22 protein-coding genes are annotated in these 22,923 nt (G+C 53.6%); 14 read left to right on the forward strand and 8 right to left on the reverse strand.

Going from position 1 to position 22,923, the window contains the following annotated elements:
• Positions 1-42: 42 nt before the first annotated feature.
• Positions 43-417 carry a VOC family protein gene (locus KNP75_RS11185; protein WP_215190433.1) on the reverse strand — a complete coding sequence of 125 codons (375 nt, stop codon included), beginning with the start codon at positions 415-417 and terminating at the stop codon, positions 43-45.
• Between the two features lie 66 nt (positions 418-483).
• Positions 484-747, reverse strand: coding sequence for a hypothetical protein (locus KNP75_RS11190; RefSeq protein ID WP_215190434.1), 264 nt, complete (start codon positions 745-747; stop codon positions 484-486).
• Positions 748-831: 84 nt separating this feature from the next.
• Here KNP75_RS11190 and KNP75_RS11195 point away from each other — a divergent pair, with 84 nt between their 5' ends.
• Positions 832-1,305 carry a peptide-methionine (S)-S-oxide reductase gene (locus KNP75_RS11195; RefSeq protein WP_215190574.1) on the forward strand — a complete coding sequence of 158 codons (474 nt, stop codon included), beginning with the start codon at positions 832-834 and terminating at the stop codon, positions 1,303-1,305.
• A 29-nt stretch (positions 1,306-1,334) separates the two neighbouring features.
• Here the strand turns inward: KNP75_RS11195 and KNP75_RS11200 are convergent, their stop codons facing one another.
• Positions 1,335-1,577 (reverse strand): hypothetical protein, encoded by a 243-nt coding sequence (locus KNP75_RS11200; protein WP_215190435.1) that lies wholly within the window; start codon positions 1,575-1,577, stop codon positions 1,335-1,337.
• Between the two features lie 18 nt (positions 1,578-1,595).
• Positions 1,596-2,228 (reverse strand): HNH endonuclease family protein, encoded by a 633-nt coding sequence (locus tag KNP75_RS11205; protein WP_215190436.1) that lies wholly within the window; start codon positions 2,226-2,228, stop codon positions 1,596-1,598.
• Positions 2,229-2,483: 255 nt separating this feature from the next.
• Between KNP75_RS11205 and KNP75_RS11210 the strand changes: the two genes are divergently transcribed.
• Together KNP75_RS11210 and KNP75_RS11215 are read left to right on the forward strand one after the other, a co-directional pair.
• Positions 2,484-3,677, forward strand: a complete 1,194-nt coding sequence (locus KNP75_RS11210; RefSeq protein WP_215190437.1) for a DUF4317 domain-containing protein — start codon at positions 2,484-2,486, stop codon at positions 3,675-3,677.
• Positions 3,678-3,701: 24 nt separating this feature from the next.
• Positions 3,702-4,121 (forward strand): hypothetical protein, encoded by a 420-nt coding sequence (locus KNP75_RS11215; RefSeq protein WP_215190438.1) that lies wholly within the window; start codon positions 3,702-3,704, stop codon positions 4,119-4,121.
• A gap of 210 nt (positions 4,122-4,331) precedes the next feature.
• On the opposite strand, the gene KNP75_RS11220 is transcribed toward KNP75_RS11215, so the two are convergent.
• The gene (locus tag KNP75_RS11220; RefSeq protein ID WP_215190439.1) at positions 4,332-5,777 is read right to left on the reverse strand and encodes a DEAD/DEAH box helicase; all 1,446 of its coding nucleotides are present in this window, start codon (positions 5,775-5,777) and stop codon (positions 4,332-4,334) included.
• A 186-nt stretch (positions 5,778-5,963) separates the two neighbouring features.
• Positions 5,964-6,737: an aminoglycoside 6-adenylyltransferase gene (locus tag KNP75_RS11225; RefSeq protein WP_215190440.1), complete on the reverse strand. Its 774-nt coding sequence runs from the start codon at positions 6,735-6,737 to the stop codon at positions 5,964-5,966.
• Positions 6,738-6,821: 84 nt separating this feature from the next.
• On the opposite strand from KNP75_RS11225, the gene KNP75_RS11230 reads away from it, so the two are divergent.
• The 7 genes from KNP75_RS11230 to KNP75_RS11260 all read left to right on the forward strand — a co-directional run bounded on the left by KNP75_RS11230 (position 6,822) and on the right by KNP75_RS11260 (position 16,621).
• The gene (locus tag KNP75_RS11230) at positions 6,822-7,892 is read left to right on the forward strand and encodes an alpha/beta hydrolase (RefSeq protein ID WP_215190441.1); all 1,071 of its coding nucleotides are present in this window, start codon (positions 6,822-6,824) and stop codon (positions 7,890-7,892) included.
• Positions 7,889-10,663 (forward strand): glycoside hydrolase family 3 protein, encoded by a 2,775-nt coding sequence (locus KNP75_RS11235; RefSeq protein WP_215190442.1) that lies wholly within the window; start codon positions 7,889-7,891, stop codon positions 10,661-10,663. The genes KNP75_RS11230 and KNP75_RS11235 overlap by 4 nt, the downstream gene beginning before the upstream one ends.
• A 153-nt stretch (positions 10,664-10,816) precedes the next feature.
• Entirely contained in the window at positions 10,817-12,187 is a 1,371-nt protein-coding gene (locus KNP75_RS11240) for an alkaline phosphatase (RefSeq protein WP_215190443.1), read from the forward strand.
• Between the two features lie 257 nt (positions 12,188-12,444).
• Entirely contained in the window at positions 12,445-12,939 is a 495-nt protein-coding gene (locus KNP75_RS11245; protein ID WP_214797344.1) for an LURP-one-related/scramblase family protein, read from the forward strand.
• Positions 12,940-12,952: 13 nt separating this feature from the next.
• Positions 12,953-13,495, forward strand: coding sequence for an NUDIX hydrolase (locus KNP75_RS11250; protein WP_215190444.1), 543 nt, complete (start codon positions 12,953-12,955; stop codon positions 13,493-13,495).
• Positions 13,467-14,039: a DUF1349 domain-containing protein gene (locus tag KNP75_RS11255; RefSeq protein ID WP_215190445.1), complete on the forward strand. Its 573-nt coding sequence runs from the start codon at positions 13,467-13,469 to the stop codon at positions 14,037-14,039. The genes KNP75_RS11250 and KNP75_RS11255 overlap by 29 nt, the downstream gene beginning before the upstream one ends.
• Before the next feature lie 191 nt (positions 14,040-14,230).
• Positions 14,231-16,621 carry a carbohydrate binding domain-containing protein gene (locus KNP75_RS11260; RefSeq protein WP_215190446.1) on the forward strand — a complete coding sequence of 797 codons (2,391 nt, stop codon included), beginning with the start codon at positions 14,231-14,233 and terminating at the stop codon, positions 16,619-16,621.
• A 43-nt stretch (positions 16,622-16,664) separates the two neighbouring features.
• Here the strand turns inward: KNP75_RS11260 and mprF are convergent, their stop codons facing one another.
• A complete protein-coding gene (gene mprF / locus KNP75_RS11265; RefSeq protein WP_215190447.1) occupies positions 16,665-19,163 on the reverse strand; it encodes a bifunctional lysylphosphatidylglycerol flippase/synthetase MprF in 2,499 nt (832 codons plus the stop codon).
• 195 nt (positions 19,164-19,358) lie between these two features.
• Between mprF and KNP75_RS11270 the strand changes: the two genes are divergently transcribed.
• From KNP75_RS11270 to KNP75_RS11285, 4 genes are all read left to right on the forward strand, one after another.
• A complete protein-coding gene (locus KNP75_RS11270; protein ID WP_215190448.1) occupies positions 19,359-19,946 on the forward strand; it encodes a bifunctional transcriptional activator/DNA repair enzyme AdaA in 588 nt (195 codons plus the stop codon).
• Positions 19,903-20,802 (forward strand): DNA-3-methyladenine glycosylase family protein, encoded by a 900-nt coding sequence (locus KNP75_RS11275; protein WP_215190449.1) that lies wholly within the window; start codon positions 19,903-19,905, stop codon positions 20,800-20,802. The genes KNP75_RS11270 and KNP75_RS11275 overlap by 44 nt, the downstream gene beginning before the upstream one ends.
• Positions 20,789-21,301: a methylated-DNA--[protein]-cysteine S-methyltransferase gene (locus KNP75_RS11280; protein ID WP_215190450.1), complete on the forward strand. Its 513-nt coding sequence runs from the start codon at positions 20,789-20,791 to the stop codon at positions 21,299-21,301. The genes KNP75_RS11275 and KNP75_RS11280 overlap by 14 nt, the downstream gene beginning before the upstream one ends.
• A 90-nt stretch (positions 21,302-21,391) precedes the next feature.
• Entirely contained in the window at positions 21,392-22,255 is an 864-nt protein-coding gene (locus KNP75_RS11285) for a DegV family protein (RefSeq protein ID WP_215190451.1), read from the forward strand.
• A gap of 46 nt (positions 22,256-22,301) precedes the next feature.
• On the opposite strand, the gene KNP75_RS11290 is transcribed toward KNP75_RS11285, so the two are convergent.
• Positions 22,302-22,853 (reverse strand): histidine phosphatase family protein, encoded by a 552-nt coding sequence (locus KNP75_RS11290; RefSeq protein ID WP_215190452.1) that lies wholly within the window; start codon positions 22,851-22,853, stop codon positions 22,302-22,304.
• Positions 22,854-22,923: the final 70 nt, after the last annotated feature.

Below are 22,923 nucleotides of genomic sequence, written 5' to 3' on the forward strand. Positions count from 1 at the left end.
AGTCAAAAAATAAAAGAAAGGTCACCGAACAGCCGCAACCTATCATTTTGTATGAATCTCACTCATCAACGCATGCGTGTTACCCTCAGAGTCCTTGAAAAAAGCCATCCACGTCTCGAGATTCTCCATTTTCGCGACGAGGTGCGGCTCGTCGATAAACTGAACATCTTTCGCCAAAAGCTGTTCATACGCCTCAGTGAGATGGTTCACTTGGAGATATAGCACAGAGCTCGCTTTCGCAAAATCTTCATTTTCGGGACGCGACAGCATGAGCCGCACACCGCTACATTCTAAAAAGGCGAGGTTGTCTGCCTGGAATAAGAGCGGAAGCTGAAGCGTGTCCCGATAAAAACGTACCGCGCGATCCAAGTCGTGCACCGGCACATAGATTTGTCTGATTTGCTGAATGAGATTCAAACGACATCCCTCCTGAATTAGGTTCTATCACGAGTGTAGCGAATTTATCCTGGATTCCCTTCCTGTTTAACGAGTTTGGCGGATCCGCTGAACTGTCAGCATTCCAATCGCTAGGACGATGGCAAGACCAAGCCATGTGAAGACGTAGATCAATGGCGATCCAGTCGTCCCGAGGGCCATCTCGTTTTGAAGCATAGTGACGTTGTCCGCCTCGGCGATGATGTCGGGTGTATAATTGAGCGTGCGGATGAAGCCGATTCCGAACGTGGCGACAACATAAATCACATGGAGTGCTGCGGATAGAAGAAGAGCGAGTCTGATTGTTTTCAAAATGGTGCTCCTTTTTGGATATAATCATGTATAACGATAGTATAACTAGAATTGCCTAAACCTGACAGACAAGGAGTGAGACTGATCGAAACCGTTTATTTAGCAGGTGGCTGCCTCTGGGGCGTCCAAGCGTTCATCAAGACGTTACCCGGTGTCATCGAAACAGAGGCCGGACGGGCGAACGGAGCGACGGATACGCTTGACGGAGCATATGACGGCTACGCCGAATGCGTCAAAACGACGTTCGATCCGAGCGTCGTCACGATGAAGGAGTTGATGAATTACTTATTTGAAATCATCGACCCGTATAGCGTCAATCGCCAAGGCGAAGATGTCGGCGAAAAGTATCGGACCGGCGTCTATAGTGCAGACCCACGCCATTTGGAAGTCGCACGCACATTGATCGACAACCGAAGCGATGCGGACCGAATCGCGGTAGAAGTATTGCCACTCACGAACTACATCCGAAGCGCGGACGAGCATCAAGACAGGCTTGAGCGATGTCCGGACGATTACTGCCATATCCCGAAGACATTATTAGAGAAGTACAAACAATGAGCCGACACGATGCCGTGTCGGCTCATTTGTTATGCGCGCTCGAGGACGTTCACGAGCAAGCGATGCACGACCTCGTGGTCACGCACATCATGCAGTTTGTAGCCTTTCCCCGGTAACGTATACCACTCGGCCGCCCCGACGTACGTGATGGCGAGCTCGAGCGTGCCGTCTTCCTGGCACGTCGTCCGTAATTCAAGTTCTCCACTGATGACGCCGACTTCCTCGGTCATGACACCGTGGGAAGCTTTAAACACTGAAGATTGCTGGTTCATCGTAGACTCCTTTCTGAATCAATAGATGCAAGCATTGATGGCCGTTTGCAAGGCCGTCTTTTCTGTGGATTGGAGGCTGAGGCCCCAACGGCTCTTCGTCTCGACCCACATCTTCGCGTAGGCACAGCGCGCCCCGGTGCGTGGTGGCTGCCATGTCGACGGGTCTTGGTCCCCTTTCGAACGGTTCGAGCTGGCCGAGACGGCGATGAGCTGCGGCCCATTCAAATCATTGGCGAAGCTTTGACGCTTCGTCGTCGTCCAGCTGTTGGCGCCTGAGCGCCACGCTTCGGCCAAAGGTACGACATGATCGATGTCGATGTCAGACGCTGATGTGAATGTGATGCCGTCATAGTAACTGTACCACTTACCGGTGGTGACCGGACACTCATCGATGACCGAGTCGGCGTCGCGTTTCAAGACGATGTGCCGCGTGTTACAACCGTTCCCTTGGCTGCTCCAATGGGGGAACAAGTCACGACTATAGCCGGTCATCGACCCTTCATTTTTCACCGTCAAGGCGTTTAATTTAGATAACGCCATTGACTTAGATGGGATACCTGGCGGGAGCGCCGAAGCGGTCGGGGTCGTGAAGTGAAGCGTTGTGGTGACCAAGACGATGGCGAATAACGAACTGATGCATTTTTTAAGCATGTTTGTGCCTCCTATTATGTATGACGACTGAACGACGCGCCTCGTAAACGTACGATGCACCTCGAATATACATGGCAAGGAAGTGAGAAATACGCAAATTTACCAAAAATGAATCCAACGATTATAAAACTTGAGGTCAGGGACATGATACATGACATCAGACGTCCCGGCTTTAGCACTACTGACATACGCGCAAGCACCAACTATTGGTATAATGAAGGCGGTTTGTAGTAAAGGACGAAGGAGTTGGGATGAATGAATCAAAAAGACATCGCGGCGATTCGCAAGCATTTCAAGTTGAATGCGGAAGCGGTCAAAATCGCTGACATTTATAATATTTATATTCGCCAAGACAGCAACGAGATTTTCCACGAGGAGTTGCGCTCGTTCCCGTTTGTCGAACAGGAGCATCAAGAGCTGTTCCTCGCCAACTTCAAGAAAGTGCTCGGCGGCAAGATTGACGAGAAGTTGTTCGAAGTGAAGTTTCAGCATCCAGAAGCAGGTCAGACCGATCATACGCAAACGTTATTGTATGAAGCACTCCGGACAGACGACATCGAAGAATGGACCGGCATGATGCAGCGGGTCGCACTCAAGATGGTGCAGGACGCACCGTTCGAGAAAGACATGGTCATCACGTTCATCCGCTTCAAATACAATAAGCCGACGCGTCGCCATTCGGAGGAGACGGAAATCGATATGCGTGACGAGGTATGGACGTCGCGGTTCATTCTCGGTAGCATCAACCAGACCGAGCTCCCGAAACAGTCACTCGTGTTCGACTATATCGAGCGAGAGTTCAAATCGAACATCTTTATCAACCCGGTCATCAAGCTCGACGCCCCGGTCGGCGGTTTCTTGTTCCCGTGCTTCACAGACAATGCGGCCGACGTCAACCATATCCTGTATGCGGCGCAGAAGGCGCACCAACCGGACTTCGGATTCATCGAGAACGTGTTGAACGGGACCGAGATCGTGACGGCGGTCGAGGAAAAGGCGATGTTCGAGGAGGTCGTCAAAACTGTGATCGGCGAAGAAGTGAACGTCGGGACGCTCGCCACCGTCTATGATGAAATCAATCAGATGATCCTAGCCGAAGCGGAACGCGAGGACGAGGACGAGAGCGTGCCGATGATTGACGCCCGCACCGTCGAAATCGTGTTGAAGGCGAGCGGGGTCGAGGACGTGACGACGGAGAAGGTCGAGCAGGCGTTCCAACAAGTCGTCGACGACCGCCAATATGAGATGAAGGCGAGCAGCGTTGTCCCGAAATACACGTCGAAGTCGATTAAAATCAATACGAAAGTCGCCAATATCTCGATCAGTCCGCAAGACCTGAAGTACGTGAGACAAGTGAACGTGAAAGGGAAACGGTGCCTGTTGATTGAATTAGAAGAGGATACGGAGATTGAAGGATTCAAGTTGATCTCGGAAGAACTGCTCGACTAATAAATTCCGACTGGAGGACATCGAGTGCATCCGATAGAGCTGATTGAACATTTGATGGCAGCTGTTATTGTTACGCTGATTTTTGCGGCGTCCTATGTATTTCGTGGGAAATGGCGGACGTTGATGCGTCTGTTGGGTGTACTCTGCATCATCGCGTATGCGGTGTTTTATGCGATTCGCCCGTCTTTAATCGAGGACCGGGTCGCGGCGGATGTCATCATTCTTGAAGACGAACTCGAAGAACGATATCCGAATGAAACGTTCACCGTCACGACGATCCCGTTTCGGACAGAGGGGTACGAGAGTACGGATCCATACACGATATATGTGACGTTTTCTAGTGAGCCTGACGCGGAGTATTATTATCGGGTGACAGACCAAGGTGAAGTCGAGCAACGAGGGTATAGTTCGACAATCGAAGGGAAAATGGATTTTCTACATTGAAAAGACGAAGGCTCAGGCGCAACGCCTGAGCTATTTTTATGACAATCAGGTGAGGAAGGTTGAATTCAAGACTGGTTATCGGTATGATTTTGTTGAAAGCGTTCTCTCAACAACGTTGTTTTTTTTAATAGTTTCCGAAAGCGCTTTCGATAATGCTAGTTAAACACAAAAAAGGTCCGGAGAGATCATCCTCTCCGAAACCTGGATTGTTTACTTATGGGCTTTACTAACTTTTAGCTTTTTACCTTTAATCGGCGTCGATTCCATCGCCTGAAGGACGAGTGAGCCTTTGCCGTTCAAAATGTCGACATACGTCATCTGATCATTGATTGTGATGATCCCGATATCGTCTGCCGTCACACCAGGGATTTTGGCGATCGTACCGACGAAGTCGACGGCACGGAGTTTTTTCTTCTTCCCGCCGCTGAAGTGAAGTTTCATGATGTCTTGGTTAATCCGGGCCGTCTTGTTGTTGCGAACGACGCGTCGTCCGCTCAACTTCTCTTCGAACGCGGCTTTGTTGCGCGCGACTTGTGTTTCGGTCGGGGCATCTATCTCCGGGATATCGAACTTGATGAACGCCTCGATGGCGCGAACGAACTTGCCTTCGTGAGGCGTCGCGAGCGTGATCGCTTTCCCGGCGTTACCGGCACGGCCTGTGCGTCCGGTCCGGTGCACGTAGCTCTCTTTTTCCATCGGCACGTCATAGTTGATGACGAGGTTGACGTTATCGACGTCAATCCCACGTGCTGCGACATCGGTCGCGACGAGATAACGGAAGTTACCCATCTTGAAACCTTCCATGACGGCGAAGCGGTCCTCTTGCTCGAGGCCACCGTGGAGTCGTTCGCACGAGTAACCGGCTTGGTCGAGTTCGCTGTACACCGTGTCGACGTGTTCTTTCGTCCGGCAGAAGATGAGGCAACTGTCCGGATTTTCGACGACAGTCACATCTTGAAGCACGGCGAGCTTGTCTTCGCGGCGCACTTCAATCAAGCCGTGTTCGATCGTCGAGGCGGTAACCCCGCTCGATTCGATGGCGACACGGACTGGTTCGTTCATGTGCTTTTGACATAAACGCTCGATGTCGTTCGGGAACGTCGCTGAGAACACCATCGTCACGCGGTCGCGCGGCAATTCTTGAAGAATCGCCTCGACGTCAGCGAGGAAACCGCGGTTCAACATCTCGTCGGCCTCATCGATGATCAAGTAATCGATTTTATCGAGGACGAGCGTCTCCCGTTCGATGTGGTCCATGACGCGTCCCGGTGTCCCGACGACGACGTGCGTCTTCTGTTTCAATTCATCACGTTGCTTCGAGAACGGTTCTTTGCCGTAAACGGCAGTCGCCTTGATGCGTTTGAAACGACCGATGTTCGTCATATCCTCACGGACTTGGACGGCGAGTTCGCGCGTCGGTGTGAGAATCAGCACTTGCGGCTTGTTTTCTTCCCATTCGATGAGTTCCGTGACCGGAATCCCGAACGCTGCGGTCTTACCACTCCCGGTTTGGGCTTTGACGACCAAGTCTTGACGCTCGAGTGCGAGCGGGATGACTTTCTGTTGGACCTCGGTCGGTGATTCGTATTTCATGATGCCTAGTGCGCGTTGGATATCTTCGCTTAGGCGATAGTCTGAAAAGCTTGGTTGATTCATAGGTTTACCTCATTTTCGTGTAAGAAACTTCTATTCGAGAAATTTTCATTAGCAATTTGTATTACGCTTCATTATACACGAAAGCAACCCGTTCGTCGTTCATCCCGAAAATCGGTCGAGTGTGAAGCTGGACAAGTCGAACGGACTTTTTATAGCCAACGTGCGTTCAGCAGGAGCCTGTGCATGTCATTCCTCATGAAGCAACCGCTGCATATACGGTTCAAGTTTGAATTGCGGATGGTCTTCCAAGCAGGCTGAGAATAAAGTGTGAATCGATTGCTTGGCGCGTTGGATTGATACCGGATTGATGGAAGCGGGATACGTCCGTAAATAATCCTCAATGAACGAACTGTTCAACGTGTGATACGCCTTGAATTGATGGACTTTTCGCCCCTCTTTCAATGTCTGGGCCGTCAACGTCAACTCGCGCAACGTCTCGAGCATCTTCAATGCATAGATAGGATTGTTTCGCTTCAACTCTTTCTCAAGTGCCAGCGAAGCATAGATAAATTCGAAGGGAACGTCGCTAGTCTCGTACCTGATTGGGCTGGCGATGAACCGTTCATGTTCGGTTTCCATGTGTTGGAGAAGTTGCCCGTTCCGATCGACCACGACGTTCCAAAGCGGGGAACGAACCGGGAGTATTTCAAGCGGGGCGATGGAGACGTTAAACTCTAAGCGGTTCTCAAGCAGGACAATCAATAAATAGATATCTGGTCCGAACTGCTTTTCTTTAATGAAAACCGGGGATAACTGTAGAAAGTATTCGGCCAAATGCCGCTTGATTGATTGGGGGTCAACGCCAGTGCGGGCAGCCACCATTAAATCGATATCGGAATAACGGTCCTGATATCCTGCGGCACCGGAGCCGAGCTGAACAACACCTTGAACGCCTGTGTCGGTTTGTAGGTGATTAAGAACGTGCTGGAAGTGTGTGTCTCTTTCAACTGTACTGTACATAGAATGACCTCGTTTTCGTAGATGATAAATCCTTATTCTACCAATCGAGGGCAAACCCTTTAATCACATAAGGAGGATGCAGTGATGAAACAAACTTATGCACAGCTGGTGAGGCTCTTGAGCCAGTCTCAAAACATGAATCATGAGAACGGCGTCGAAACAATCATCAAACCCGTCCCAGACGCTGATGTGACCGGAGACCTCGACCCACGGGTGTTAGCCGTCATCAAAGGATATGCCGCATCCGAGCCGGAAACGTCATTCGACTTGGCGTCTGCCCGTGCCAGCATGGGTTGGCCGAACCGTGACGTGACGACGATGGACATCGCGACAGACCACGTTTTGATTCCAAGCACTGACGGCGACATCCCGGCGCGCCTGTATCGGCCGCGCACGGAAGAGACGTTACCGGCCATTCTGTTCTTTCACGGCGGTGGCTTCTTCGGCGGGACACTCGATACGGTCGAGAACCCGTGTAAACTGCTCGCCGAGAAAGCGAACGCCCTCGTCGTCTCGGTCGATTACCGGCTCGCGCCGGAGCATCCGTTTCCGGCCGGATTGAACGACTGTTACCGGGCGCTCGAATGGGTGCACGAGCGTGCCGATGAGCTTAATGTGTCACGGGACGACATCGCGGTCGCCGGCGACAGTGCCGGTGGGAACTTGGCGACCGCGTGTTGCTTACTCGACCAATCGAACGAGACGAACATGATTCGTTTCCAGGCGCTCATTTATCCGGTCGTCAATCTGGGCTCGATTCCAACAGACGACTATGAATGGACGCTCGACCGCTATGAGATCAAGCATCATCACGACTTGATCCGTGGGGTGGTGATGGCGCTCGCTGACAATGAAGGGTTCTTCAACCAGCTTTATTTACAGGGTAAGGCCGAGCTGACCGACCCGCTCGTGTCACCGTTGCTCGCGGATGATGTGACCGGCTTACCGCCCGCTTTGATTGTCACGGCCGAATACGACTATCTTCGCCTCGAGGGCGAGGCGTACGCACGGAAACTGGCGCGCGATGGCGTGCCGACACGACTGATTCAATATCGCGGGATGGATCACGCCTTTATGGACAAGCTCGGCGACTTCCCGCAAGCCGAAGACTGTTTGATTGAAATCGCAAATGGAATGAAGGAGATGACACGATGAAGACTTACACATTGAACTGGGATACATATAAACAATTGGCGCGGACAGCCGTCGCAGAAGGGGCCGTCCTCTTGAAGAACGAGCAGGCGACGCTTCCGATTCAATCGGGGACGACCGTTTCTGTCTTCGGGCGCAGCCAATTCAACTACTACAAGAGCGGAACGGGATCAGGTGGGATGGTCAACGTCTCGCACGTGACGAGTCCGCTCGAGGCGCTTCAGGCGACAGAAGGGATTCGATTGAACGCGTCGCTTCTTGAGACGTACGAGACTTGGGTCGAAGCGAATCCGTTCGACCAAGGTGTCGGTTGGGCCGGTGAACCGTGGTCGCAGCCAGAGATGGCGGTAACGGACGAGCTCGTCGCGGAAGCAGCCGGGGCTTCTGATTTGGCGCTCATCTTCATCGGACGCACGGCTGGTGAGGACCGGGATAACACGGCCGACCCGGGCAGCTATTTGTTGACGGACATCGAGCAGGCGTTGATTGAGAAAGTGTCCAAACAATTCGCGAAAACCGCCGTCGTCTTGAACGTCGGCAATATCATCGACATGGACTGGGCGCATCAACCGAGCGCAATCCTCTACGCATGGCAAGGGGGATTAGAAGGTGGAACCGGACTCGTCGACGTCTTAACGGGTACTGTCACGCCATCTGGTAAGCTGACCGATACGATTGCCAAATCGATTGAGGATTACCCATCGACGAAAAACTTCGGACATGCGGACAAGGGCATCTATCAAGAAGACATCTACGTCGGCTACCGCTATTTCGAGACGTTCGCTAAGGATTCAGTTCTCTATCCGTTCGGCTTCGGCTTATCGTATACGACGTTCACGACCGACGTCGCGACGGCGAGCGAACAGGACGGCGTGATCACGGTGACCGTCGATGTGACGAACACGGGCACCGTGGACGGAAAAGAAGTCGTCCAGCTGTACGTCGAGAAGCCACAAGGAACGCTCGGGAACCCATCGCGTTCGCTCGTCGCCTTCGATAAGACGGATACGCTCGCACCTGGGGAACGGACGACGCTCACACTCAGCGTACCGGTCACGGACTTCGCGAGCTATGACGACAACGGCGCGACCGGGAACGCGTCAAGCTTTGTTCTCGAGGCCGGCACATACGAGCTTCACCTCGGGACCGACGTCCGCTCGGCGCGACCGGTGTTCGCGTATGAAGTGGCATCCCAACAACTTGTTGAGACGCTCAGCGAGAACATGGCCCCGGTCACCCCGTTCGACCGCATCAAGCCGGTCGTCGGCGAGCATGGCTATTTGGTCGAATACGTGCCGACGCCGCTCCGTGCGGTCGATGTCGAGGCACGCTATCTCGCCGAACGTCCGGTCACGCGCGACTACGCCGGTGACAACGGCTTAACACTGAAGGACGTTTACGCGGGCAAGGCCGAGCTCGACGCGTTCCTCGATCAATTGACGGATGAAGACCTCGCCTGCATCGTGCGTGGACAAGGGATGAACTCGCCGCGCGTGACACCGGGGACGGCCGCCGCGTTCGGTGGGGTATCGGACCGCTTGAACGAATTAGGCATCCCAGCAGCATGTTGCGCGGACGGCCCGTCCGGCATCCGGATGGATATCGGGACGAAGGCGTTCGCCCTTCCGAACGGGACGCTCCTCGCCTCGACGTTCAACGTCGAATTGGTGGAAGACCTGTTCGAGATGACCGGACTCGAGATGCGTAAAAATCGCGTCGATACGCTCCTCGGACCTGGGATGAACATCCACCGCAACCCGCTGAACGGCCGGAACTTCGAGTACTTCTCGGAAGACCCACACGTGACCGGCAAGATGGCGATCGCCCAATTGAACGGGATGCATCGCGTCGGCGTGACGGGAACGCTCAAACACTTCAGCGCCAACAACCAAGAGGCACACCGTCACGATATCGATTCAATCGTTTCAGAGCGGGCGCTGCGTGAGATTTACTTGAAAGGGTTCGAGATGGCCGTCAAAGAAGGCAAGGCGTCATCGATCATGACGACGTACGGCGCCGTCAACGGCGTGTGGACGGCCGGGCTCTATGACCAGAACACACGTATCCTCCGTGACGAGTGGGGCTTTGACGGCATCGTCATGACCGACTGGTGGGCGAAAGTGAACCACCAAGAAGACGAGCCGGCGAACCGTCAGAACACGGCGGCGATGGTCCAGTCGCAGAACGACTTGTATATGGTCGTCGACCGTCCGGACACGAACTCGTTCGATGACAACACGGGCGAGGCGCTCGCGGCCGGGTCGCTCACGCGCGGTGAACTGCTCCGGAGTGCGGCGAACATCTGTCGTTTTGTCTTGCAGTCACCGGCGATGGAGCGCGAGCTCGGCATTCATGACGGCACGGTCGAAGTGATTGGACTCGACGAGGAAGCCGGACAAGTCATCGATTTCGATGTGACGTATCGCCACCTCGAAAACGGGGAGAGCGTCAGTTTGAGTGACGCCGACACATCGACGGGGAACACGCACGTCTTTGCCGTCTCAGTCGATGAAACGGGCACATACGACGTGACGATCACGGCGAAGTCGGACGCAGGCGAACTCGCCCAGATGCCGGTCACGTTGTTCGCCAACAACATCCCGGGCCCGACGTTCACGTTCAACGGCACGGACGGGGAATGGATGACGCAGACGAAGCAAGTGTTCTTCTTGAACCAACACAACTATTTGCAGCTCTACTTCGCGCTCGGCGGTCTCGACGTGAAAGACATCACGTTCACGCTCGTCGACTCGTTCAGTATGAAAAACGGATAACGAAAGAATCGCCGTCTCGTTTTCGAGACGGCGTTTTCTTGTCTTTACAAAACTTATACAGGATTGACGCGATTTTGAAAAAGCATCTTAACAGATTTCCTTTAGTCTACAAAAGTCAGCACAAGCAGTACATATTCGGGAGGGACTAAGGAAATGAAGAAATCCATGAAAAAAGTGATTCCATTGGCGGTCGTGTCGACACTCGCACTGGGTGGACTGATTGGGATGCAACAAAATGAGGCCGAAGTACAGGCGAAAGAAGGAAAGAACGGCAAGGCGAAAAACGTCATCTTTATGATTGGGGACGGGATGGGTGTGCCGTACACGACGGCGCTTCGTTATATGAACGATACAGAAGGGGTAGATATGCCGCAGACGGCATTCGACCCGCACTTGGTCGGATTACAGTCGACGTATCCTGAAGATGAAGAAGAGAACGTGACGGACTCGGCGGCAGCGGCCACGGCGATGAGCGCCGGGGTGAAGACGTATAACAATGCCATCGCGGTCGATAACGATAAGACGGATGTGAAAACCGTCCTCGAGCAGGCAAAAGAGAACGGCATGTCGACGGGAATCGTCGCAACGTCTGAAATCACGCATGCGACACCGGCCTCGTACGGTGCCCACGAAGAAGAGCGCAAGAGTGAGAACGCCATCGCTAACGATTATTATGATGAGTTAATCAATGGGGAACATAAAATTGACGTCATGCTAGGCGGTGGGACCGACTTCTTCGAACGCTCGGACCGCAATATCGCGAAACAGTTCCAACAAGATGGATATAGCTATGTAACATCGGCAGAAGAGATGAAGCAGGACGAGAATAAACAAGTGCTCGGTCTATTCGCCGAGGTCGGACTCGACAAGATGATTGACCGGGACGACAGCCAGCCGAGCCTGGCTGATATGACGACGTCGGCGCTCGACCGGTTGAAAGATGACCGCGACGGTTTCTTCTTGATGGTAGAAGGCAGTCAAATCGACTGGGCCGGTCATGACAACGATGTCGTTGGCGCGATGAGTGAAATGAAAGACTTCGAGAACGCATTCAAAGTCGTTGAAGACTTTGCGAAAGAAAACGGGGAGACGTTGGTCATCGTCACGGCCGACCATTCGACCGGCGGCTTCTCAATCGGATCAGACGGGAACTATAATTGGGACCCGGCTGCGATTCAAGCTGCAAAACGGACGCCGGACTTCATGGCGAAACAGATTGAAGCAGGAAAAGATGTGGAAACCGTCTTGAACGAATGGATCGACCTTGAGCTGACGGATGCTGAAATCAAATCGGTCCAGCAAGCTGCCGAAACGAAAGACGTGACGAAGATTGACAATGCGATTGAAAAAATCTTCGACGTCCGCTCAGGAACGGGTTGGACGACGGACGGTCACACTGGGGACGATGTGCCGGTCTATGCGTACGGTCCTCAAAAAGAGCAGTTCACGGGCATGATCGATAACACGGATCAAGCACAGCGTATTTTTGAGTTGTTGGAGAACCGTGGGAAAATCAAAAAATAAGAACGGAAGAAGGACTATGCGAACACTACTCGTATAGTCCTTCTTTACTTGGTTAGGAAGGGGTTATTGCAGCTCATCGACTGTATCGTGTTTCTATCCATATCGACACGATGACATCAGTCTGTCCCAGGAAATAATGATAATTGTGGATAAAATAAATATTCATAAAACTGAGACACCATATGTTTTGATAAACATGAATCGTTTGTGGGCATATAACCGTATATAAGGTATCACACACAATCGGAGGGATGACGATGAACACGCTCTACATGAAACAAAAGGTTTTCAGCCTGCGCGGACGTTTCACCATCAAGGATGCGGATGAGAACGATTTGTATTTCGTCGAAGGGAGCTTCATGAAGCTTCCGAAGTCGTTTACCATCTCGGACAAAGACGGCCATGAGATTACGACCATCACGAAAAAGACGTTCAGTTTCTTGCCGAAGTTCTATGTCGACGTCGAAGGCCAAGAGACGGTCACGATTTCGAAAGAGTTTACGTTATTCAAACCGCGTTATACGATTGATGCGGCCGGAATCGATGTGCAAGGCAACTGGTGGGACATGGACTTCCAAGTGATGCAGAACGGCCAAGTCATCGGCAGCGTCCAAAAGAAATGGTTGTCATGGGGCGACAGTTACGAGATTCAAGTGATGGACGAGACGATGGAGCACATGCTCATCTCGATCGTCGTCGCCATCGACTGTGCGAAGTCAGACCAAGCCGCAGGTGCTAGCGCGGCGACATAAAGGGGATGGAACGATGGAGTTTTGGGATGTGTATGATGTGGACCGCAAGAAGACCGGGCGGACGTGGCAGCGGGGCAACCGTCTCGAGAACGGCGATTATCATCTCGTCATCCACGTCTGCATTTTCAACAAGGACGGACAGATGTTGATTCAGCAGCGCCAACCGTTCAAAGACGGTTGGGCGAACATGTGGGACATCACGGTCGGTGGTAGCGCCACGGTCGGCGATACGAGCCAACAGGCGGCGATGCGCGAGCTCGAAGAAGAAATCGGGCTGAAACTCGATTTATCCCACACAAGGCCTCATTTGACGGTCAACTTTGACGAGGGGTTCGATGATATCTATCTTGTCGAGGCAGAAGTCGACCTCGACGAGTTGACGTTACAGGAATCAGAAGTGCAGGCCGTAAAGTGGGCGGATGAGGCGACGATTCTCGACATGATCCGTTCAGGTGAATTCATCCCGTATCACGAACCGATGATTCCATTGTTGTTCGCGATGCGAGGCCAGTGGGGAGGAATCAATCATGTGGCAGCAGTACACGTGGATCAATGAACCTAATGAAGTGAGCGCAGGTGAGAGCCTGACGTTCCAGACAGCACCAGACACCGACTTTTGGCGAAACACCCACTACGGATTCAACCGGATGACGGCGCACGCGTTGGTGACGGCCGTTTCGGCCGAGCGGTTCACGTGCCGGGCGACGATTGAGATGGGGCCGAGCCATACATATGACCAGGCCGGGATCCTGCTGTACGTTAACGACGACCATTGGCTTAAGACGTCCGTTGAATATATCCCGGACGGACCGTCACACCTCGGGGCCGTCGTTACATCCTTTGGCTATTCGGATTGGTCGACGCGTGATTTCCCGAACAAGGATATTCACGGACGGTTGACGTTCGAACTTGTCTATACAGATGGAGATGTTGAGGTGTTCTTCGAATACGAGGATGGTACGCGTGAACAGTTGCGGATTGCACATCTCCATGACGTGTCGACGTTACGCGTCGGACCGTACGCTTGCAGTCCCGATACGGAGGCGCCTGGATTCAAAGTCACGATTTCAGATTGGACAGTCACGGAAGCATCGACTTGAGTCATGGGTCGATGCTTTTTTATGTCATTTTCATTTCACTTCAAGAAAATGGTTGAATCTAGGTATGGGAAAAATTTATAATGAAATTAACGAAAGCGCTTTCGGAAAGCGTTTTCAATTTGTACGTCACTTACAGAGGCAAGGTCGATTGCGTCGTCCCTGCCTTCATTCATGCCAAAGGAGGAAATGTAATGAAGAAATGGGTCGCACTTGCACTCGGGACCGGTCTTGTCTTGTCAGCCGCACAAGGCGCATCTGCCGAAAAACCGGAGAAAAAAGACAACACGAAATGGAAGCTCGTCTGGTCGGATGAGTTCAACCAATCAAAAATTGACCAAACGAAGTGGAATTTTGACACGGGGAACTGGTTGAAGGACCAAGACGGTACGCCGGTCACACCGGGTTGGGGAAACAATGAGAAGCAATTTTACACGGACAAAAACGAAAACGCTTTCGTAAAAAACGGGAACCTCGTCATCCGTGCAAAAAAAGAACAAGTGACAGACGAACTCGGGTCATACGATTACACGTCGGCGAAGTTGACGACCAAAGGCAAGTTCAGTCAAACGTATGGCCGCTATGAGATGCGGGCGAAGCTCCCGACTGGCAAAGGGCTATGGCCGGCGTTTTGGATGCTGCCAGAACAGGACCGCTACGGTGCCTGGGCCGCGTCTGGTGAAATCGACATCATGGAATCATGGGGCAGTCAGCCGGATAAGGTCGCCGGAACGATCCATTACGGCGAGAACTGGCCGAACAATAAATATACGGGTAAAGACTATCACTTTGAAGAAGGCGACGGCATCGACAAATGGCATACATATGCGGTCGAGTGGGAACCCGGCGAGTTGCGCTGGTACGTCGATGGGGAATTGTACCAGACTCAAAACGATTGGTACTCGAAAGGGTTGAACCAAGCGACAAAATATAGCTATCCGGCACCGTTCGATCAAAACTTCTATTTGATTATGAACTTGGCCGTCGGCGGCTGGTTTGATGGAGACGTCGATGCGACGACACCATTCCCGGCCGAAATGAAAGTCGATTATGTCCGCGTCTTCGATTTGAAGAACCGCGACTATCGCGAAGCGGTCGAACCGGTGTATACGGATGAAACGATCGTGCTTCCGGACGGGGCGAAACAACCGACTGAAGACGGCAATCTCGTCTACGATCAAGATTACACTGAGCCAATCACGACCGTGACGAACGGTTCGCAGGCGCTCGACCCTGTGAATTGGAACTATGTGGCGTTACCCGATTTTGGTGGGGCCGGATCCATCGACGTGATTGAGCAAGCAGGTTCACGCTTCGCGGATATCTCGATCACGCAAGCCGGCAGTCAGCCTTACTCGCACCAATTGATTCAAAACGTGTCACTCGGCAAAGGCGGTCACTATAAAGTGACGTTCGATGCGAGTGCCGACTCGGCCCGTTCGATTGCTGTCAAAGTCGGCGGCGGACCAGACCGCGGTTACGCCAAGTATTCGGATGAAGGCTCGTTCGATTTGACGACCGACGTCCAGACGTACTCGATGACGTTCGACATGACGGAAGACACAGATCTCGCGGCACGCCTCGAGTTCAACGTCGGAGTCAGCACGGCAGGCGTTCAAATCGGGAACGTCCGTGTCGAACAGACACCGCGTGAAGCACTCGACCCGAATGCGACGAAACCGATGCTCGGAGACGGGAACCACGTCTATAACGGCACGTTCGACCAAGGGGCGATGGACCGGTTGACGTACTGGCAGTTCGACCCAGGCGCGACGAAAGGGACAGGCACAGTTGACGAGGAAGCCCGTCATTTTGAGTTCGTCACGAACAAGAAAAAAGGCCAACCGGCGACACTCGTCCAAAACGGCATTCAATTGACAGAAGGCCGTGAGTACGTGCTCCGCTTCAACGCCAAGTCAGAACGCATCAAATCGCTTCAAGTCGGCTTGAACGGATTGGACGGAGACGCGTATCTCCCGCTCCAAGACGTGTCGTTGACACGTAAGTTCAAAGCAATCGAGATTCCATTCACGATGGGACAAGAGACGGACTTGTTGAGCCAACTCCAATTTGTCCTCGGCTCTGCCAAAGGCACAATCACACTCGATGATGTGCAATTATTCGATGTGACACCGATTGAGGTCGATCCTTCACCGCTCAAGAACGGTTCGTTCACAGAAGGGTTGACGCATTGGGGCTCGTACGTCCACTTTGACGCCCAAGCGGCGGTCGAAGCGGTGAACGAGGCGGCTCAGTTGTCAATCACGCAAGAAGGACAAGAGCCATGGAGCGTGCTCATGGAACAGGGCAGTCTCGAGTTGCATGCAGGTCAAACGTACGTCGTGCGCTTTGACGCCAAATCGACAGTGGCCCGCAACATGGAAGTGACAATCGAGAACGCGGCATACACACGTTACTTGAGCGAGATCGTCCAAGTCACTCCTGAGACGAAGTCGTACGAGTTCGAGCTCACGATGGGCCAGACGGACATGACAGCGATGAAATTCTTGCTCGGCCGCACGGAAGGCTCGCCGCTCGGCGCGCACGATGTGACGATCGATAACGTCAGCGTGACCGTAAAATAATCGAAAGCAAGAGCGCCTCGCATGCGAGGCGCTCTTTGGCGTTTTAAGATTCTCGTTTCCGACTAATCAACCGTGCCGTCCGAAGCAAGGACGGGAGCAGTTTCCGACGCTTGCGGATGGCCAAATATCTAGCTTCCCACGTCGGTGTGAACTTGCGTTTGAATTGACGGAGCCCGCTGAACGGATAGATGTAACTGATGTTCTCGAAGATATCGGCCGCAATCCGCTCCGGCCAGTACGCGAACGGTTGCTCACCGACCGAGGCGAGCGGTGCCATGCCGAGACCGACGTGGGCGTAGTCATTGGCCCGAGCCCACTCGATCACATGCAGAATCAGCACCTCGATCGATCCGGGCGGAGCCTCACCATGGGAACGCATCAAATCGATGGAGACGGTATCATTGCCGCGGAGCAACGTGATGAAGGCGACGACTTGTCCGGTCTCGTCACGAAGGAGGGCGACCGGATAGTGAAGCAAGGCCTGCTCATTGAAAAAGCCGAGCGAGAAGCCTTTCTCGCTTCGATTGCCGAGCCAGTCGTCCGAGATGCCGCGCAGCGACACCATCAACTCGGATGACGGGTTCATGACGATGTCGGTCGTATAGCCCCGCTTCGTGAATTGGTTATGGAGCGAGCGCATGTTGGCGCGCTTTTTTCCGGTGAGCGAGAACGTGGCGACGTCGACCGTCGCCTCTTCACCGAGTTTGAAGAACGTGAAACCGGCGTCGTGCAGGCGCGGCATCCAGTCCGGGGTGACTTGATAAAAGAGCGGGATATAGCCGAGCCGGTCCGTCTCTTCGATAAAGGCGAGCAACAGGTGTGATGCGGCGTCTCGCGCTCCTTGCACATCCCCGAGGACGATGGCGTGATTGCCAGATTCAGCGAACAAGAGACACGCCTCGTCGTTTGGCCCATAGTAGACGAGCTTATCGTTCATATAGGCCAAATCGAACGTGCTCGTCGTCGCATGCGTGGCTTGAAACGCCGCGAAGCGGGACGGTTCGAACGACGTGCCGAGCTTCGGACGTTTCAACCGGTTGAACAGCGTGAAGATGCCAATCAACAGCAGTCCGGACAAGACGACGGCGGCGAGGCTCAACCCGGCGGCAGCTTCCGGGTCGAAGAAAATCGTGTCGGTCTGACTGAACGACTGCAGCAGGAACGCGTGCGTGCCGACGTAGAGGCCGACATAGGCGACGTTGCGGACGAAACGGCTGACGGTCACGATGGAGCGATAGCGTTTGTGTTGGGTCCGGGTCAACCAGACGAACAAGGCGAACCCACCGACGACGAACGCTTCAAACAGATTGAAGCCGCGTGCGATGACACCGATACTGGCAATGAAAACTGCGACGCCGACGAGCCAGAGCACGCGTTTCGTCCTGATGTACATCCCGAACGTGGTCAGTAGCGTCAACAGACCGGCGGTGAACAGCGCGAGCGTGCCGACCCACTGTAACCAGAGGGCGGTCGAATAGAGCGGTGACACGCTCGGTAACAGCGTCTGGAACCACAAGACGAGACTCGTCATCAATGCGATCAGGCTTCCGGCGAGCCGTCCGGTCTTGGCGAGTGTGCGCGACACGATGCGCCAGACGACGGTTCCGATTTCATAGGACGACCCGATGATCGGCTTATACTCGATCTGTTTGACGACCTGGTCCCCGAAGACGAGCGCCGCCAAGAACAGGCCGATCATGAACGGGACGATGAAGTAGACGAAGCGATAGACAATCAAGGAAGACAAGACGATCTCTTGGTCGATACCGAGCTGGGTCATCCCGACGAGGTATAATAGATCAAACGAACCGACACCACCCGGGACGAGCGAGACGACCCCGACGATGGTCGCGACGATGAAGACGCCCATCATGGCCGCGAGCGGTGCTTCGCCTCCGAGCAAATGCAGGGCATACAAGGCGACGAGTCCGGCCGTCACCCATTCGGCGAGCGACGTCGCGATATAGCCGAGCAATGTGGGCCAATCCAAGTTCGACCGCTTCCGCGTCACATAGATATAGAGCGGTAGGACGGCGAGTGTCGCGAGGAGCACGGGCCAAATCCACTGTTTTGTTTCGGTGAGCGCGCTAGCCGGGAAGAGCCCGAGTAGCACGCCTGCGGCAAGCAACGACAAGCCGCTGATGAGCGTCGGGGTCATCCAACCGATGGCCCGAAGCAGCCGCAACGTGTCCGTATATGGACGATACAGCGACGTCCGGAGCGCGATGCCGATGACGCCGCCAAACCCGATCATGCCGTTCATCGCGTTAGTGATCCATGCCGCGCGAAGCAGCTTCGAGAGCGGGATATGGACGTCGAGCGAGCGCAGTAAAAAGTAGTCGTATCCGGTCATCGTCAAGACGGCGACGAGGCCAAGTCCGATCAAGGCGATTTGTTCAAAGCCCGTCAACGCCTCTAACGTTTGAAACGCCGCGGCGAGCGACAGGTTTTGGAGCTCCTGGCCGCTCTGATAAAGAATCAATCCAATCAATAGGAATGGAAGCAACCATTTCAGTTGTTTCCAGGAAAATCGCTTTTGCATCGTATGTACTCCTTCTGACTTGATTAGCTAAAGTGTACTCAATCGAGTCGCGTAATCATAGTACGAGTCAAAGGGGGAGACGGATTCAAAATCAATGAGATTCGTGAATCGCGGGAATGTAGACTGTAAGGGCAAGAAACAGGACGAGTGAACGAAAATCAATCTGATACATTGGAACAAAGGGGGTGGACTGAGATGCTGACGTTTGAAGAGAAGTGGGAGAAAGTGCTCGCCTGTGACGCGGCGTATGACGGACAGTTTTATACCGCGGTCAAGACGACCGGGATTTACTGTCGGCCCTCGTGCCGCTCGCGGAAGCCGAAGCGGGAGAATGTCGATTTTTATGAGACGAAAGCGGAAGCGGAGTCGTCCGGCTTTCGGCCGTGCAAGCGATGTCAGCCCGAGGTCGACCGTAGTCCGGCGAGCGCGCTCGTCCATGACGTGACGGCGTTCGTGCTCACGCATTACAAACGACCGCTCAAGCTTGAGGAGATTGCCGAGCACGTCAACTTGAGCCCGTTCTATGTCGAGCGGACGTTCACCCAAGCGACGGGCGAGACGCCGCGCCGTCTGCTCGAAAAGGTTCGCATCGACAAGGCGGCCCATCTGTTGCGGACGACGGACATGAGCAATCTCGCCATCTGTTATGAGGTCGGCTTTCAAACCCCATCCAACTTTTATCGCGTCTTCCGACGGCTCAAGGGTTGTTCACCGAGCATGTATCGAAAGGGGGGAGCCGATGAGTCGCTCATCGTTCGAGATTCACGTCACCGCTCCGTTTGATTTTCAGCAATGTCTACAGTTTTTGCGACGCTCAAACGATGAAGTAATGCATGTCGCCCGTGAAACGTCCGTCTCGAAGCTGTTCGACGTCGACGGATGGTTGCTGCTAGGGGACATCATGGAGACGTCTCAGGGCATCGTCATCGGCTTCCCGGAAGACGACATCACGAGCTTAGAACAGGAACACGTGGAGCGCTACGTCCGCGACTGGTTCGACCTCGACCAAGACGTCGCGGCGTTCGTGCGGATGGCCGAGACGGATGAACTGTTGCGTGCGCTCGTCCGAGAGTACGAGGGGCTACGCCTGATCGGGTTCCCAGACTTGTTCGAGGCGCTCGCGTGGGCCGTCATTGGCCAACAAATCACGCTGTCGTTCGCCTATACGTTGAAACGACGGTTCGTCGAGCAATATGGACCATCCCGTGAAGTGGACGGCGTGACGTACTGGGCGTTCCCGACCCCAGAGACGATTGCGCTCCTCGATCCGAGTGAACTGAGACAGCTTCAATTCAGCACCCGGAAAGCAGAATATATCATCGGCATCGCCCAGGAAATGACGGACGGACGATTGTCGAAACAGCAGTTACGCAACAAGTCACCCAACGTGATGCATGAACGGTTGCTGAGCTTGCGCGGTGTCGGGGAGTGGACGGCCGCGTATGTAAGGATGAAGTGTTTCCAAGATCCGACGGCGTTCCCGGCTGCGGACGCTGGTCTGCATCAGGCGTTGAAGCATCATCTTGGGCGAAGCGACAAGTTGACAGCAGACGAAGTGAGACAGTACGGGGAGCGCTTTGCCGGATGGGAGGCGTACGCCACATTCTATTTATGGAGGTCATTGTATGGAGACGTATAGACTGGACTATGTGAGTCCAATTGGCATTCTGGAGATTGTCGGGACAGAGACGGCCATCCGCTCCATCCTGTTCGTCGAACGCGATGATGTCCGCTTTGAAGCGGATGAAATGACGCCGGACGTGTTGAAGACGTGCCACCGAGAAATCGAGGAGTATTTCAACGGACGTCGCCAATCGTTCACGTTCCCGTATGAGGTTCAGGGGACGGTGTTTCAACAGGACGTGTGGCAAGCGCTGGTCATGATTCCATACGCCGAGACGACCTCGTATCGCGAATTGGCCGTGACACTCGGCCGTGACCGCGCCGTGCGGGCCGTCGGCAGTGCCAACGGGCGCAACCGGTTGAGCATCGTCATCCCGTGCCATCGCGTCATCGGATCGAACGGGACGTTGACGGGCTATGCGGGCGGACTCTGGCGAAAGGAATGGCTGCTTCGACACGAGCAAACAAACGCATATCCGAGCCTGGCAAAAAAACATCTACCCCTCCATATCTGATACAATGGAGAAGTCCTATCGTGACGTCTGAATCGACGTAGTGGTCTAGGACGATTCTCGTCATTTAAGGGCGATTATTTGGAGGGTACCATGATAAAATTACTAGCAGATTCAACTTGTGATTTATCCGATGAGATTTTAGCAAAATATGAGATTGGCGTCGCACCGCTCATCATCACGATTGACAATAAATCGTATGAGGACCGTGTCGACATCCAGCCCGATGAGTTTTACGGAATGTTGGAAGCGCTACCGGAATTCCCGACGACAGGGATGCCGAGCCCAGCGACATTTATGAAGCTGATGGAAGAGGCCGTCGAGAACGGACATGACGAGATTCTTTGCATCTGTATGTCGAGCGGGACGAGCGGGTCGTATCAATCGGCCGTGCTCGGTAAAGAATATTTCGAAGAGGCGCATCCCGATTCGACGGTGAAGATTCATATCGTCGACTCACGTTCGATGAGCCATGGGAGCGGCTGGTTGTTAATGAAGAGCGCCCAGATGCGTGAAGCCGGGGCGACGTTCGAGGAGCTCGTCGACTTCAACGAGAAGTATAAGCTGAAAGTGAAGCACTTCTTATCGGTCGACGACTTGGACCACTTGATTAAAAGCGGTCGCATCTCGAACGCCAGTGCGATCATCGGCAAGCTGTTGATGGTCAAACCGATTATGAGCATGAAGAACGGCAAAGGGGCCATCGTCGCGAAAGAACGGGGAACGCGTAAAGTGCTCAAGCACTATACGGACGAGTTCATCAAACGTTGCGACAAGGACATCACCAACTTTGTCATCATCGGCTATACGTCGGATCAAAAGATTGCTGAGAATTTGAAGGCGAAGATTCAAGCCGAATCCGACTTCGAAGGTGAGATTTACCTTATGCAGATGGGCGTCTCGGTCGGGACGCACGTCGGCCTCGGAGCCATCTCGATGTTCTTTGTGGAAAAATAAAACGAAAGCCGTCTCGGGAATGAGACGGCTTTTTCTGTGGATAACGTTATCCACAGGCAGGGACGGACCAGACGCGTTCCACGGACCAAGAGTTATCCACAATCTCGAGGCAATAGACGTCGGGATTGCTGAGCGTGCGCCACGTGTCGAAGTCGAAGCGGTTATCCACATGTTGAAGAAGTAGCGCAAGCAGGTTGCCGTGTGTCACGAGGACGGTCGTGCCGTTTACGTCGTCGAGTGAAGTGATGACGCTCAAAATCCGGTCCGTCGCATCTTGACCTGACTCGGCACCTGGCACACGGAACGAGGCATCGGTGAACGAATGACGGAGCAACTCGAACCAATCGTCGCGCGGTTCGAGCGAGAGGATGCGTTCGCGCAACTTCGGCTCCGTCTCGATGGTCAGCTGTTTGGACGTGGCGAGTGGTGCAATCGAGGCGATGGCTCGCGTATAGTCGCTCGAGATGGTGCGGTCGACGGGAATGTCTCGAAAGAAGTCAGCGAGGGCGAGTGCTTGTTGTTCGCCGGCTTCAGTGAGTGGGGCGTCCGGCTCTTGGCCAGTCGCCGAGCAATGACGGATGAGATAGAACGTAGACATAAAGTTCCTCCTTGATCATTTTTATGCAGAAGATAATAATGAAATATATGTAAAATAAAATACTGGTATT

The organism is Exiguobacterium sp. s6 (assembly GCF_018618155.1).
GTDB lineage: Bacteria > Bacillota > Bacilli > Exiguobacteriales > Exiguobacteriaceae > Exiguobacterium > Exiguobacterium mexicanum_A.

Coding starts and splice junctions, on each gene's coding strand:
- KNP75_RS11200 (WP_215190435.1), bottom strand. CDS start 1,577: ATGAACCAGCAATCTTCAGTGTTTAAAGCTTCCCACGGTGTCATGACC.
- KNP75_RS11205 (WP_215190436.1), bottom strand. CDS start 2,228: ATGCTTAAAAAATGCATCAGTTCGTTATTCGCCATCGTCTTGGTCACC.
- KNP75_RS11210 (WP_215190437.1), top strand. CDS start 2,484: ATGAATCAAAAAGACATCGCGGCGATTCGCAAGCATTTCAAGTTGAAT.
- KNP75_RS11220 (WP_215190439.1), bottom strand. CDS start 5,777: ATGAATCAACCAAGCTTTTCAGACTATCGCCTAAGCGAAGATATCCAA.
- KNP75_RS11225 (WP_215190440.1), bottom strand. CDS start 6,737: ATGTACAGTACAGTTGAAAGAGACACACACTTCCAGCACGTTCTTAAT.
- KNP75_RS11230 (WP_215190441.1), top strand. CDS start 6,822: ATGAAACAAACTTATGCACAGCTGGTGAGGCTCTTGAGCCAGTCTCAA.
- KNP75_RS11235 (WP_215190442.1), top strand. CDS start 7,889: ATGAAGACTTACACATTGAACTGGGATACATATAAACAATTGGCGCGG.
- KNP75_RS11240 (WP_215190443.1), top strand. CDS start 10,817: ATGAAGAAATCCATGAAAAAAGTGATTCCATTGGCGGTCGTGTCGACA.
- KNP75_RS11245 (WP_214797344.1), top strand. CDS start 12,445: ATGAACACGCTCTACATGAAACAAAAGGTTTTCAGCCTGCGCGGACGT.
- KNP75_RS11250 (WP_215190444.1), top strand. CDS start 12,953: ATGGAGTTTTGGGATGTGTATGATGTGGACCGCAAGAAGACCGGGCGG.
- KNP75_RS11255 (WP_215190445.1), top strand. CDS start 13,467: ATGTGGCAGCAGTACACGTGGATCAATGAACCTAATGAAGTGAGCGCA.
- KNP75_RS11260 (WP_215190446.1), top strand. CDS start 14,231: ATGAAGAAATGGGTCGCACTTGCACTCGGGACCGGTCTTGTCTTGTCA.
- mprF (WP_215190447.1), bottom strand. CDS start 19,163: ATGCAAAAGCGATTTTCCTGGAAACAACTGAAATGGTTGCTTCCATTC.
- KNP75_RS11270 (WP_215190448.1), top strand. CDS start 19,359: ATGCTGACGTTTGAAGAGAAGTGGGAGAAAGTGCTCGCCTGTGACGCG.
- KNP75_RS11275 (WP_215190449.1), top strand. CDS start 19,903: ATGAGTCGCTCATCGTTCGAGATTCACGTCACCGCTCCGTTTGATTTT.
- KNP75_RS11280 (WP_215190450.1), top strand. CDS start 20,789: ATGGAGACGTATAGACTGGACTATGTGAGTCCAATTGGCATTCTGGAG.
- KNP75_RS11285 (WP_215190451.1), top strand. CDS start 21,392: ATGATAAAATTACTAGCAGATTCAACTTGTGATTTATCCGATGAGATT.
- KNP75_RS11290 (WP_215190452.1), bottom strand. CDS start 22,853: ATGTCTACGTTCTATCTCATCCGTCATTGCTCGGCGACTGGCCAAGAG.